10 protein-coding genes are annotated in these 12,621 nt (G+C 72.9%); 4 read left to right on the top strand and 6 right to left on the bottom strand.

Annotated elements, in window-relative coordinates:
* Positions 1-87: 87 nt before the first annotated feature.
* From AC3WXD_RS19115 to AC3WXD_RS19105, 3 genes are read right to left on the bottom strand one after another with little or no spacing between them, the layout of a single operon-like run.
* On the bottom strand, positions 88-1,254 hold the full coding sequence (locus AC3WXD_RS19115; protein ID WP_020205970.1) for an acyl-CoA dehydrogenase family protein: 1,167 nt from the start codon (positions 1,252-1,254) through the stop codon (positions 88-90).
* 58 nt (positions 1,255-1,312) lie between these two features.
* Positions 1,313-2,545: a CaiB/BaiF CoA transferase family protein gene (locus AC3WXD_RS19110; protein WP_059412715.1), complete on the bottom strand. Its 1,233-nt coding sequence runs from the start codon at positions 2,543-2,545 to the stop codon at positions 1,313-1,315.
* Between the two features lie 10 nt (positions 2,546-2,555).
* Positions 2,556-3,332, bottom strand: a complete 777-nt coding sequence (locus AC3WXD_RS19105; RefSeq protein WP_020205972.1) for an enoyl-CoA hydratase/isomerase family protein — start codon at positions 3,330-3,332, stop codon at positions 2,556-2,558.
* Positions 3,333-3,492: 160 nt separating this feature from the next.
* Here AC3WXD_RS19105 and AC3WXD_RS19100 point away from each other — a divergent pair, with 160 nt between their 5' ends.
* Entirely contained in the window at positions 3,493-4,329 is an 837-nt protein-coding gene (locus AC3WXD_RS19100) for an IclR family transcriptional regulator (protein ID WP_029044235.1), read from the top strand.
* 168 nt (positions 4,330-4,497) lie between these two features.
* The gene (locus AC3WXD_RS19095; protein ID WP_492324436.1) at positions 4,498-5,508 is read left to right on the top strand and encodes a bifunctional helix-turn-helix transcriptional regulator/GNAT family N-acetyltransferase; all 1,011 of its coding nucleotides are present in this window, start codon (positions 4,498-4,500) and stop codon (positions 5,506-5,508) included.
* A gap of 58 nt (positions 5,509-5,566) precedes the next feature.
* Here the strand turns inward: AC3WXD_RS19095 and AC3WXD_RS19090 are convergent, their stop codons facing one another.
* On the bottom strand, positions 5,567-6,634 hold the full coding sequence (locus AC3WXD_RS19090) for a DNA-binding protein (RefSeq protein WP_492324435.1): 1,068 nt from the start codon (positions 6,632-6,634) through the stop codon (positions 5,567-5,569).
* Positions 6,635-6,799: 165 nt separating this feature from the next.
* Between AC3WXD_RS19090 and AC3WXD_RS19085 the strand changes: the two genes are divergently transcribed.
* The gene (locus AC3WXD_RS19085; RefSeq protein ID WP_492324434.1) at positions 6,800-8,035 is read left to right on the top strand and encodes a tyrosine-type recombinase/integrase; all 1,236 of its coding nucleotides are present in this window, start codon (positions 6,800-6,802) and stop codon (positions 8,033-8,035) included.
* Between the two features lie 152 nt (positions 8,036-8,187).
* Positions 8,188-9,378, top strand: a complete 1,191-nt coding sequence (locus AC3WXD_RS19080; RefSeq protein WP_020205977.1) for an MFS transporter — start codon at positions 8,188-8,190, stop codon at positions 9,376-9,378.
* Positions 9,379-9,431: 53 nt separating this feature from the next.
* Here AC3WXD_RS19080 and AC3WXD_RS19075 read toward each other — a convergent pair whose 3' ends face one another.
* Positions 9,432-11,276, bottom strand: a complete 1,845-nt coding sequence (locus AC3WXD_RS19075; RefSeq protein WP_492324433.1) for a flavin monoamine oxidase family protein — start codon at positions 11,274-11,276, stop codon at positions 9,432-9,434.
* Positions 11,277-11,343: 67 nt separating this feature from the next.
* A complete protein-coding gene (locus AC3WXD_RS19070) occupies positions 11,344-12,603 on the bottom strand; it encodes a c-type cytochrome (RefSeq protein WP_492324432.1) in 1,260 nt (419 codons plus the stop codon).
* Positions 12,604-12,621: the final 18 nt, after the last annotated feature.

The raw sequence follows: 12,621 nt of genomic DNA, 5'->3' as shown, positions 1-12,621 counted from the left end.
TCTCCTTGATGCTCCGCCCGGCAGTGGGTCCTCCCGGTGCGGATGGTGCGGATGTGGCGTTGAATCGCGGCGCCGTGGCCGCCTGCGCTAGCGCCTGAGGCCGAGCAGGTCGCGCGCGATGACCCAGCGGTGCACTTCCGAGGGCCCTTCGTAGATGCGCATCAGGCGCGTCTCGTTTGCCATCTGCTGCAGCGGCATTTCCTTGGTCATGCCCATCGCGCCGAAGGCCTGCATGGCGTGGTCGATCACGTCCCAGGCCATCTCGGTGGCGAACACCTTGATCATCGAGACCTGGGTGCGCGCCTCGTCGCCGGCGTCGATGCGCGCGGCGGCGTCGTACGTCATCAGGCGGCAGGCGTGGATGCGCGTGGCGGCATCGGCCACCCACCACTGGATGGCCTGGCGGTCCGCCAGCGGCGCGCCGAAGGTCTGGCGCTGCGGCGCGTACTCGCACAGCATGTCGAGCGCGCGCTGCGCGCGGCCGATGCACCATGCCGCCATCTGCACGCGCCGGCTCGACAGCCGCGCCTGCATCGGCGCGAAGCCCTTGCCTTCCTGGCCGAGCAGCTGGCTGTGCGGAATGCGGCAGTCCTCCAGCACCACCTCGTAGGTGGAGGCGCCGCCGATCATCGGGATGCGCCGCTCGACCTTGAAGCCGGGCGTGCCGCGGTCGACCAGGAAGGCCGAGATGCCGCCGCGCGCGCCGCGCGCCTTGTCGGTCACGGCCATGACGATGGTCCAGTCGGCACGCGCGGCGCGGCTGATCCAGATCTTGCGGCCGTTGAGCACCCAGTCGTCGCCGTCGCGCTCGGCACGCGTGGACATCATGGCCGGATCGCCGCCCGCGCCGGGCTCGGAGATGGCGATCGCGGAAATGGTCTCGCCGCGCGCATACGGCTCCAGGTAGCGCGCGCGCTGGTCCGCGTCGGCGGTCTTGAGCAGCATGCGCAGGTTGGGCGAGTCGGGCGGCAGGTCGTAGGGCGTGATGGTCTTGCCGAGTTCCTCGTTGACGCCGACCATCGCCACCACCGGCAGGTCGGCGCCGCCCATCTCGGCCGGCGCGTCCAGGCCCCACAGGCCCAGCTCGCGCGACAGCGCGTCGAGCCGCGCCTGGTCGTGCGGCAGCAGCGTGAGCTGGCCGCCCTGCGCCTCGCGCGCCAGCGCGTCCGCCTCCAGCGGAATCAGCTGCTCGCGCACGAAGCGCGCGACCAGGTCCTTGAGCATCTGGTGCTCTTCATCCAGCGCGAAGTTCATGCCTCGTCTCCTCTCGTTTTGATGGTGTGCGTGATATGCGTGACGTGCGTGGTGTGCGTCATGCCGCGCCGGCGGGCACGCCGCCGGCCAGTTGCGCGATCGCCTCCGGCGCCAGCCCCGCTTCGCGCAGCACCTCCGCGGTGTGCTCGCCCAGCGCCGGCGCATGGCGGCGCAGCGACAGCGGCGTGGCGGAGAAGCGCGCCGCCGGCCGCATCTCGCGCAGCGGCCCTTCGGTGGGATGCTCGGTCTGCTGGAACAGGCCGACCGCCGCGAGATGCGGATGGCCGGGCAGCTCGTCCGGCGTGTAGATCGGCGTGGCGGGAATGTCCAGCTGCTCGAACAGCGCCATCCACTGCGCCGTGGTGCGCGCCGGCGTGATCTCGCCGAGGTGCCGGTAGAGCGCGCGGATATTGGCGTTGCGCTGGGCGCGGCTGGCGATGTCGTACTTGTCGGCCAGGTCGTCGCGGCCCACGGCATGGAAGAAGGCCTGCCAGTGGCGGTCGGTATAGGGCAGCGCGCAGATCCAGCCGTCGGCGGTCTGCGCCGGGCGGCGCCCGCCCTGCAGCAGGCGCGCGTAGCCGGCGGCGCCGGTGGCCGGCTCGAAGGTCAGCCCGGCCAGGTGCTCGGCCATGACGAAGCTGGCCATCGTCTCCAGCATCGGCACCTCCACCGACTGGCCGGCGCCGTGGCGCTCGCGGTGCAGCAGCGCGGCCAGCACGGCGTTGGCCAGCGCCAGCCCGGTGGTCTTGTCGGCGATCAGGCTGGGCACGTACTCGGGGCGCTCGCCCACCGACGAGCCCAGCGCCACCAGCCCGCAGGCGGCCTGGATGATGTCGTCGAAGGCCGGCTTGTCGCGGTGCGGGCCGTCCTGGCCGAAGCCGGTGGCCACGCAGTAGACGATGCGCGGATTGAGCGCCGCCACCGCGGCGTAGCCGAAGCCGAGCCGCTCGATGGCCGCCACGCGCATGTTGTGGACCAGCACGTCGGCGCCCGCGATCAGGCGCCGCAGCGCCGCCGCGCCCTCGGGGCGCTTGAGGTCCAGCACCACCGAGCGCTTGTTGCGGTTGAGCGCGAGGTAGATCGAGCTCATGCCGGCATGGCGCGAGACGCCGTTGGCGCGCATCAGGTCGCCCTCGGGGCCTTCGATCTTGATGACGTCGGCGCCGAGGTCCGCCAGCGCCTGCGTGGCCATCGGGCCCAGCACCACCGAGGTCAGGTCGAGCACGCGGATGCCGTCCAGCGGGCCGGCCGGCGCCGCTGCCGAATTTGCTGCCGAGGTCGGTTTGTCCATGCGGCCTCCCTCAGCAGCGCCGGAACACGGGCGCGCGGCGCTCGGCCATCGCCGCCACGCCTTCGCGGAAATCGGCGGTGGCGAACTGCCCGCGCTGGATGGCCAGTTCGCGCTGGTTGGCCTCGGTCACGCGCTCGGCCAGCCCCAGGCGCAGCGTCTCGCGCGTGCTTTCCACCGCCAGCGGCGCCGATGCCGCGATCTCGTGCGCCAGCGCCAGCGCACGCGCCAGCACTTCGTCCTGCGCGACCAGTTCGTCGGCCAGCCCGATGCGCACCGCTTCCTCGCCGCCGATGCGCCGGCCGGTGTAGAACAGCAGCGCGGCCTGCTGCTCGCCGACCAGGCGCGGCAGCGTCACGCTCATGCCGAAGCCCGGGTGGAAGCCCAGCCGGTTGAAGCTGGCGCTGAAGCGCGCCTCGCGGCAGGTCACGCGGAAGTCCGCCACCAGCGCCAGGCCCATGCCGGCGCCGATGGCCGCGCCCGCCACCGCGGCCACGATCGGCTTGCGGCTGCGGTACAGCTTCATGGCCTGGGCGTAGAACGCCGACGGGTCGCGCGACACGGCGCCCTGCTCCGCGCCGCTGAAATCCGCGCCGGCGCAGAAGGCGCCCACGCCGGACGACAGCACCACCGCGCGGCAGGTGTCGTCGTCGTCGAGCCGCAGCAGGGTTTCGGCCAGTTGGCCCATCAGGCCGGCGTCGACGAAATTGTGGGGCGGGCGCGAGATCTCGATCTGCGCGACATGCTGGTCGCGCGACAGGCGGATCTCCGGCGGGGATGCCAGGGTCATGGCGTGGGCTCCGGGTAAACGGTGAGGAAGGAAGCGCGGCGCCGCCACATGCCGGCGCCGCATCGCTGGCCAAGAGTATTCGCCGATGCCCCGCGCGGCGCTACGCTACAATTTCGGATACCGAAATCATGGGTGGCCCATCAACATCGCCGCCGGCCGCATGCCAACGCCCTCGCCACCAGTCTCCACGCGCCAGATCACCCACAGCACCGGCCGCTTCACGCGCCAGACCGGCGGCAGCCAGTCGCTCGAGCGCGGGCTGATGCTGCTGCGCGCGTTCCGCGTCGGCTCGTCCAGCCTGACCAATGCCGAACTGGCCGCGCGCACCGGCCTGCCGCGGCCCACCGTGAGCCGCCTCACGCGCTCGCTGGTCGATGCGGGTTTCCTGCGCTACGACACCACCGAGCGCGCCTACCGGCTGGCGGCGGTGATGCTGAGCCTGGCCGACGCCTTCCGCCACGCCAGCGTGGTGCCGGAGGTCGCGCTGCCGCTGATGCGCAGGATCGCCGAGGACAAGAAGGTCAACGTGGGCCTGGCGGTGGCCGACCAGACCGCGATGGTCTACCTGGCCTCGGTGCGCCACAGCGGCGACAGCGTGTCGCGCACGCGGCGCGTGGTGCCCGGCACGCGCGTGCCGATGGAAGCCACCGCGATCGGCCTGGCCTACCTCGCCGCGCTGCCCGCCGCGGTGCGCGCGGACCTCGTGGAAGAGATCACGGAGAAGGCCGGCGAGCCATGTCCGGTGCTGCAAAAGGAAGTGGCCCGCGGCATCGCGCAGGCGCAGGCCCTGGGCTACTGCACGGCCAACTACCAGCCCGGCCACCTGACCGCCGTGGGCGCGGCGTTCCAGGGCCCGGACCACCAGTGGTACGGGCTCAACATCAGCTTCCCGCACAAGGCCAGCGAGAAGCGGCGCGACGTGGAGCGCTACGCGCCGCTGCTGCTCGGCCTGATCGCGGAGATCCGCGCGGCCTGCGACAAGCACGGGCACGCCTGAGCCCGGCGCGGCCGCTCCGTCGGCGCAAGTCAGTGTTCTCGAAACGGGCGCCGGCCCGCCTTGAACAAGTTGCGGATCGCAAGTATATTGGTTGCGGATCGCAACCTTGCGATTGCCGGATCGCTAGCCCGGTATCCCGGCCCACCGCGCCACCTCAATCCCGCGCCCATGGACTTCGTCGACCTCCCCGCCCAGACCCGCGACCGCACCATCCTGGAACTGCGCGAGTTCTCCCGCAAGCTGGTGCGCGAGCTTGGTTTCATGCGCAACACCCTGGCCGACAGCGAGCTCTCGCCGTCGGCCGTGCACGCCATCATCGAAATCGGCCTCGCGCCGGGCCTCCCGGCACGCGATCTCGCCCTGCTGCTGCGCCTGGACAAGTCCAATACCAGCCGGCAGCTCGCCAAGCTGGAGGCCGCCGGCCTGCTGCGGCGCGAGGCCGCGAGCGACGACGGGCGCTCGGCCCGGCTCTACCTGACCGAGGCCGGCCAGAAGCTGCGCCGCAAGATCGACCGCTTCGCCACCGACCAGGTCTCCGGCGCGCTGCGCAAGCTGATGCCGGCCGACCAGCAGACGCTGGTGCGGTCGCTCTCGCTGTACGCCGATGCGCTGGCGCAGGACAACGCCACCAGGACGGCGCACGCGGGCAGCGAGGGCGACGGGCGGATCGTCGAAGGCTACCAGCCCGGATGTATCGGCGACGTGGCCGGCCTGCACGCGCGCTACTACGCGGCGTCGTCGGGCTTCGGCGTGTATTTCGAGCGGAAGGTGGCGACCGAGCTGGCTGCCTTCGCGGCGTCCTTGCCCGCCCCCGGCAAGGCGCTCTGGCTCTACGTGGAAAACGGCAGGACGCTGGCTTCGCTCGCCATCGACGGGGACCCGGCCGGCGGCGTTGCCCATCTGCGCTGGTTCATCGTCGACGCCTCGCTGCGCGGCACGGGCCTCGGGCGGCGCTTGCTGGCCAAGGCCGTGGCATTCGTCGACGCGCGCTTCGGCGAGACCTATCTCTGGACCTTCAAGGGCCTGGACGCGGCGCGCCATCTGTATGAGTCGTTCGGCTTCCGGCTGACCGGCGAGGCGGAAGGCGCGCAGTGGGGCACCGTGGTGGTGGAGCAGCGCTTCAGCCGGCGCGCGGACGAGACTGGCGACGCCGGGGAAGCCGGGGAAGCGCCGCGCTGACCCTGCCCGCGCGCGGCGGCCATTCCGGCCAGCCGGCGCGCCGAAGCCCGGCCATGCTTCATGCGCCGGTCTTCGGCGACAACTTGCCGGGCGCGAACCTGGTCCGCGCCACCGGCACCTTGCGCCGGCCGGTCTCGCTGCGCCGCAGGGCGGCGGCCTGCGCCTCGGCATGCCCGGCGCGGCGCGCGGCGGCTTCGAGTTCGGCGCGCAGCGCGTCCAGCGCTTGCGCCCTCCCGGCCAGTTCCCGCTCCGCCGATGCCAGCCGCTGGCGCAGCGCCTCGCCTTCGGCCTGCAGCCGCGCGCGCTCCGCGCTGCCGGCCACCGCCGCTTCCTGCGCCCTGGCCTGCGCGGCCGACAATTCGGCGCGCAGGTCCGCCGCCGCCTGTTCGCCCTTCTGGCGCAGCGTGCGCTCCTGGTCGATCTCGCGCAGCGCGCGCCGCTCGGTGGCGCCGGCCCGCTCCTGGGCCACGGCGGCCTGCTCGCGCGCGCGCTCGAGTTCCGCCGAGAACTGCGCGCGCAACTCGCCCAGCTGCCGTTCCTGCGCCTGGGCCTGGTTCCTGCCCTCCTCCAGCCGCGCCCGGGTGGCGGCATGCGCCTGGCGCTCGGCATCCAGTTCCGTCCGCAGCGCGGCCAGCGCCTGGCGGGCCGCCTCCAGTTCGCCCGCGACCGCGGCGGTCTCGCGCTCGGCGGCCGCCGCCGCGGCGCGCGCCTGGTCGCGCTGCGCCAGCGCCTCGCCGGCCTGGCGTCCTGCCTCGTCGCGCAGCGCCGCCAGCTCGCTGGCGGCGGACTCGCTGGCGGCCTGCCAGATCTGCTGCACGGCATCCGCCGCGACCTGCTTGATGGCATCGGGCAGGCCGGGATGCTCGATCCGCACGCGCGCCTGCTCGCGCAGGTCCTGCCAGAACTGGCCCAGCACCTCCAGCGGCGTGCCCATGCTGCCTTTGCGCACCAGTCCATAAAGCTTGTTGGCGGTCGGCGTGATGCCGTAGCGGAAGAACAGCAGGCCGCAGACCTCGCGGTACAGCGCGCGGGTTTCGGGGAAACGCTCGCGCAGCGCGGCCACGTCGGCCTGCAGGCTGGCGCCGGCGGTTTCGGGCGATTCGGTCGATGCGGGCTGGATTGGCATGTCGGGGGTGGTGTAGATACTGAATACACAAATATTACTACGTAATACGTAATATTCCATGATTTCACAAGATAACTTTAGACATAATTATGCTTCTGTCTATAATTGCTGGCCAAACCGCTTTTGGATCGTCATTTGGATCGCCCGTTGGATCGCTCCCCACGCATGCCAGTCCCTGCCCCGCCCCTCGCCGCGCTGCCGGCCATGCCGCTGGAACAGCTCCGGCTGCCTGCCGACCTCTCGGGCGCCGAAGGACGCAACCGCGCCCGCGGCGGCACCCCGCAGATCGCCGCGCGCGACGACGTGGCCGCCGTCGCCGCGTGGCTGGCGCGTTATGCCGGCACCCCGGCGACCTTGCAGAGCTACCGGCGCGAGGCCGAGCGCCTGCTGCTGTGGGCGGTGATGCAGCATGGCAAGCCGCTGTCGTCGCTGACGCACGAGGACCTGCTGCTGTACGAGCGCTTCCTGGCCGATCCGCAGCCGGCCGCGCGCTGGATCATGGCCTCGCGCAAGAAGCTGGCGCGCGGCGCGCCCGCATGGCGGCCCTTCGCCGGGCCGCTCTCGCCGGCCAGCGTGCGGCACGCGCTGGTCATCATCAATGCGCTGTTCGCGTGGCTGGTCGAGGCCGGCTACCTGGCCGGCAATCCGCTCTCGCTGGCGCGCCGGCGCCGCGGCCATGCGCAGCCCCGCATCACGCGCTACCTGAGCCACGAGCTGTGGCAGGCGGTGAAGGACACCATCGAGGACATGCCGCGGCAAAGCGAGCGCGAACGGCTGCACGCGGCGCGCTGCCGCTGGCTGCTGACGGTGCTGTACCTGGGCGGGCTGCGCGCGGCGGAAGTGGCCGGCGCCAGCATGGGCGCGTTCTTCAGCCGGCGCGACGCCAGCGGCGTGGAACGCTGGTGGCTGGAAGTGACCGGCAAGGGCAGCAAGACGCGGCTGGTGCCGGCCAGCGACGAGCTGATGGCGGAACTGGCGCGCTACCGGCGCGCCCACGGCCTGCCGCCGGCGCCGCTACCGGGCGAAGACCGGCCGCTGGTGCTGCCCGTGATCGGGCAGGCGCGCGCGCCCAGGCCGCTGTCGCGCGGCGCGCTGCACCTGGTGCTCAAGGAAGTGTTCGCGCTGGCGGCGGAGCGCCTGCGCGCGCGCGGCCCGCAATGGGAAAGCCGCGCCGAGCTGCTGGCCAGCGCCTCGGCGCACTGGCTGCGCCACACCGCCGGCTCGCACATGACCGACAGCCAGGTCGACCTGCGCTTCGTGCGCGACAACCTCGGCCACGCCTCGATCGCCACCACCAGCGGCTACCTGCACAGCGAGGACGACGCGCGGCATCAGGCCACGGGCGCGGCGCACCGCATCGGCTGGCGCGAGCGGGACACGCCGGCCGAGCCCGACTGTTGACTGAAAATCAAGAGATTTTCACCGATACTCCTGTTTTTCAATCGAAGCGGGCCAGGCAGACTTCGCCTCATCGCTTTGCTCGCCGAAGCACGCGCGGCGAGCGCCTGCCGCGCGGCATGGCCCCGCATCCGCCCCCAACCGAGGAGAATTTCATGACCGCGTCCAGCGCCCCCGCCGTCGAGGCCGCGCCCCGTTCCGCCCTGCCGCTGCTCGCGCTCGCGGCCGGCGCCTTCAGCATCGGCACCACCGAGTTCGCGCCGATGGGCCTGCTGCCCGTGATCGCGGACGGCGTCCACGTGTCGATCCCGACCGCCGGCATGCTGATCAGCGCCTACGCCATCGGCGTCATGCTCGGTGCGCCGGTGATGACGCTGCTCCTGTCGCGCTGGCCCCGGCGCTCGGCGCTGATCGCGCTGATGAGCATCTTCACGGTGGGCAACCTGCTGTCCGCGCTGGCGCCGAACTACACGGCGCTGCTGCTCGCGCGGCTGGTCACGAGCCTGAACCACGGCGCGTTCTTCGGCGTGGGCTCGGTCGTCGCGGCCAGCCTGGTGCCGCGCCACCGGCAGGCCAGCGCCGTGGCCACCATGTTCATGGGCCTGACCATCGCCAACGTGGGTGGCGTGCCGGCCGCGACCTGGCTCGGGCAAGTGCTCGGCTGGCGCATGTCGTTCGCGGCCACCGCCGGGCTCGGCGTCGTCGCCATGATCGGGCTGTGGTCGGCGCTGCCGCGCGGCCAGGCGGGCCGGGCGCCCGACCTGCGCGGCGAGCTGGCCGTGCTGACGCGGCCCGTGGTGCTGGCCGCGATGGCCACCACCGTGCTCGGCGCCGGCGCCATGTTCACGCTCTATACCTATATCGCGCCGACGCTGGTGGAAATCACCGGCGCCTCGCCCGGCTTCGTCACCGCGATGCTGATGCTGATCGGCATCGGCTTCTCGATCGGCAACGTGGCCGGCGGGCGCCTGGCCGACCGTTCGCTCGAAGGCAGCCTGATCGGCTTCCTGGTCCTGCTGAGCGCGGTCATGCTGGTGTTCCCTTGGCTGGCCACCACGCACCTGGGCGTGGCCGCCGGCCTGCTGGTATGGGGCACCGCCACCTTCGCCATCGTGCCGCCGCTGCAGATGCGCGTGATGCGCGCGGCGGCCGAGGCGCCGGGCCTGGCGTCCTCGGTCAACGTGGGCGCGTTCAACCTCGGCAACGCGCTCGGCGCGGCCGCGGGCGGCGCCGCCATTTCGTCCGGCTTCGGCTACCAGGCCGTGCCGGTGGTCGGCGCGCTGCTGGCCGCGGCCAGCCTCCTGCTCGTGCTGGTCCAGGCCGCGCGCGCGCGCCAGCGCGCCTGACGGCGGCTCCCTACTTCCCGCGGCCCGGTGCGATACCGCGCGGGCCGCCGCGCCTAGCCGGGCAGCTCGCCCACCGCGCGCGACGCCTGCTCGATCGCCGCCGTCAGCGACGGGCTGCCGGCGCTGTCGCAATTGGCGATGACCACGTTGCCCGCCGGCGCGCGCGCCCGTTCCAGCGCGGCCTGCGCCGCGGCCGCGTCGTCGTAGAGGCTGTTGGGCAGGTAGCTGTAGCCGTGCGCCCAGCGGTTGACGGTGATGCCGCGGATCACGTCGCCGGAGGCAAAGCCGCCGCCGGCCAGCATGCGGTCGAGCTGGCCGCGGATGCCGGCTTCGAGCGTGGCGAACGGCGTGCCGAGCAGGAAGGCGCGGCCGGCGCGGAAACGGTCGCGCGCGGACATGCCGCTGTCGGGCACGATCGGCACGTAGAGCATGTGCAGCACCACCGGGTCGGACGGCCGCGCGCCGGCCGGGGTTTCCAGCCACAGGTCGGTGTAGGCCATCGCCGGCGCGTGGATGCGGCGGGCCTTGAGCGCGGCGAAGGCCCGCCAGTTGTCGAGCGCCACCTTGCTGTAGACCACCGGCGCCTTGACGTCGGCGCGCAGGGCCTGCTTCTGCGGCTCGGGCAGGCCGGGCATGATGAACGGGATCATCATGTTGTAGCCGGCCAGCACCACGTGCGCGGCTTCCACGCGGTGCAGGTTGCCGCTCCAGCCGTAGGTCACGCGCGTGATGCGCTGGTCGGGCTCGATGGCGATGGCGGTGCTGTTCAGGCGCAGCTTGACCTTGGCGTCGTCGGTGTCGAGCCGGCTGTAGTCGAAGGCCGCGCCACCGATGGCATCGGCGCCCGCGCCGCCGGCCACGCCGGGAATCAGGCTGCGCACCAGCAGGCGCGCCAGCGTGGCGTTGCCGTCGGGAAACCACAGCGTGGAAGCCGGCGACTTGCCCAGGCGCGCGTCGCGGCCCGGCCGCGGTATGTTCGCGCCGCCCGGCAGGCCGATGGCGAGCGCGTCGAACACGGAGATGCCGTCCGCGTCGAGCGCGTAGGCATCGTTGCCGCGGCTGCGGAAGAAGCGCTGGCCGGCCAGCCCCAGGCCGGCCTTGTCGCGCAGGAAGGCGGCGTACGGCGTGCGCTTGAGGTAGGCCAGCCGCTCGGCCTCGCCCAGGCCCGCGAGGTAGTCGGTGCCGCCGTCGGCCAGGCGCGCCAGCGCGGCGCGGTCCTGCGGCGGCAGCGGCGTCTTGTCGAGGAAGGCCTTGAAGGCGTCGGCCGACGGCGGCGCCGCGCCTGTATTGCCGGCGTTGCGCGCGTCGGTCAGATCGGCGAACGGGTCGCCGGCCAGCAGCTGGTCGCGGCCGAAATGCTCGGCGTCGAAGAACACCGCGCGGCCCATGCCGAGGTCGCGGTAGGGATCGGGCGCGGCCGGCGGGCGCTTCGTCTCCACGCCCAGCCCGGCCAGCAGCGTGGCCACCGCGCGGCTGTCGAGCGCAGCCGCGGGCATATCGGCGCTGCCGCCGTAGGTGACGAGTTTCTGCCCACGCACGGTGAATTCGTTGCGCTTGGCGTGGCCGCCGAAATCGTCGTGGTTGTCGAGGATCAGGATGCGCTTGCCGGCGCCGAAGCGGCGCTGGTAGAACCACGCCGCCGCCAGCCCGCTGATGCCGCCGCCGACCACCACGAGGTCGAACGCTTCGCGCGCGAGCACGCCGGGGTATCTGGCGCCTTCGCGCGCCAGGCTGTGCGCCAGCGTGTAGGTGCCGGCGTGGTTGCCGCGCAGCCCGGTGAGCGCCGGCGGATACACCGCCGCGCCGCGCTCGGCGGCCCGCAGCAGCTGGCCCGGCGCGAGGCCGGCGGCGATGGTGAGCGCGGCGCCATTGAAGAAATCCCTGCGCGTGATGGTCATGTCGGTGTGGCCTTCGCTTGTCGCTGCTTGTCTTTGCCCGGTCCCTGCGTGTCCCTGCCCGCGCGGCTCAGCGCCCGGCCGCCTGACGGCGGCGGTCGAGCTCGGCGCGGCGCGCGGCCACGGCGGCCTCGCCGACCGGGCTGGCGTCGTTGCCCCAGCCGGCGCGGATGAAGGTCAGCACGTTGGCCAGTTCCTGGTTGTCCAGGGTCCAGCCGTAGCCGGGCATGTGATAGTCGGTGGCGGCGGTGCCGACCTGGGCCGTGACGGCGCCGTCGAGCAGCAGGCTGGCCAGCGCGGACGGGTCCGGGTCCATCACGGTCGGATTGCCCGCCAGCGGCGGGAAGACCCGCGCGAAGCCCTTGCCGCCGGCGCCGTGGCACGGCATGCAGAACTCCGCGTACTGGCGCGCGCCGGTCGCGTCGAAGCGGCCCTGGGCCAGCCGCTCGGCGGTGGCGGCGTCATAGCGGTATGGCGTCTCGCCGCGCGCGCCTGGAATGGACTTGAGGTAGGTGGCGACCGCCTCCAGGTCCGGGCGGGTCATGAACTGCGTGGACGAGGCGATCACCTCGGACATCGGCCCGAACGAGGTGGCATGCGCGTTGCGGCCGGTGTGCAGGTATTCGGCGATGTCCTCGCGCGACCAGCCGCCCAGCCCGGTGCGCGGGTCGCCGCGCAGGCTGGTGGAGGCCCAGCCGTCCACGCTGGCGCCGGCCAGGAAGTGCCGGCTGCGCTCGTCCAGTCCGCGCTCGGCCAGCAGCGTGCCGCGCGGCGTGTGACAGGCGCCGCAGTGGGCCACGGCCTGCACCAGGTAGGCGCCGCGCCGCCATTCGGCGCTCTGGCCGGCGCCGGCCTCGGCCGGGCCGCCGTCCAGGAACAGCCAGTTCCACACGCGCAGCAGCCAGCGCATGCCGAACGGCCAGCGCATCTCGGGCGCGGCGGCGGCCCGGCGCACCGGCTTCACCTCGGCGCGCAGGTAGGCGTAGATCGCCTGCACGTCCGGCTCGGCCAGCCTGGCGTAGGACGGGTAAGGCATGGCCGGATACAGCCGCTTGCCGTGCTTCGCCACGCCCTCGCGCAGCGCGCGGTCGAACTCCGCGAGGCTGTAGCCGCCGATGCCGGTTTCGGCGTCGGGCGTGATGTTGGTGGAATAGACCGTGCCCACGCCGGTGCGCAACGGCAGGCCGCCCGCGAACGGCGCGCCGCCGGGGGCGGTATGGCAGGCCGCGCAGTTGGCGACCTTGGCGAGGTAGCGGCCGCGCTCGACGCGCGCGCTGTCGGCGGCGGCGGCGGGCTGGGCCGCGGCCGGCGGCGCCAGCCTCTTAAACACCTCAGACGCCGCTGACGC

The organism is Cupriavidus sp. FW216-B1, assembly GCF_058789195.1.
Note: the sequence above shows the minus strand (reverse complement) of the source record. Positions and strands in the feature narration are given on the sequence as shown.

Bases quoted from the DNA above. Each gene is read 5' to 3' on its own strand.
- AC3WXD_RS19090 (WP_492324435.1), bottom strand. From the start codon at position 6,634: ATGCCAATCCAGCCCGCATCGACCGAATCGCCCGAAACCGCCGGCGCC.
- AC3WXD_RS19080 (WP_020205977.1), top strand. From the start codon at position 8,188: ATGACCGCGTCCAGCGCCCCCGCCGTCGAGGCCGCGCCCCGTTCCGCC.
- AC3WXD_RS19075 (WP_492324433.1), bottom strand. From the start codon at position 11,276: ATGACCATCACGCGCAGGGATTTCTTCAATGGCGCCGCGCTCACCATC.
- AC3WXD_RS19105 (WP_020205972.1), bottom strand. From the start codon at position 3,332: ATGACCCTGGCATCCCCGCCGGAGATCCGCCTGTCGCGCGACCAGCAT.
- AC3WXD_RS19115 (WP_020205970.1), bottom strand. From the start codon at position 1,254: ATGAACTTCGCGCTGGATGAAGAGCACCAGATGCTCAAGGACCTGGTC.
- AC3WXD_RS19100 (WP_029044235.1), top strand. From the start codon at position 3,493: ATGCCAACGCCCTCGCCACCAGTCTCCACGCGCCAGATCACCCACAGC.
- AC3WXD_RS19085 (WP_492324434.1), top strand. From the start codon at position 6,800: ATGCCAGTCCCTGCCCCGCCCCTCGCCGCGCTGCCGGCCATGCCGCTG.
- AC3WXD_RS19110 (WP_059412715.1), bottom strand. From the start codon at position 2,545: ATGGACAAACCGACCTCGGCAGCAAATTCGGCAGCGGCGCCGGCCGGC.
- AC3WXD_RS19095 (WP_492324436.1), top strand. From the start codon at position 4,498: ATGGACTTCGTCGACCTCCCCGCCCAGACCCGCGACCGCACCATCCTG.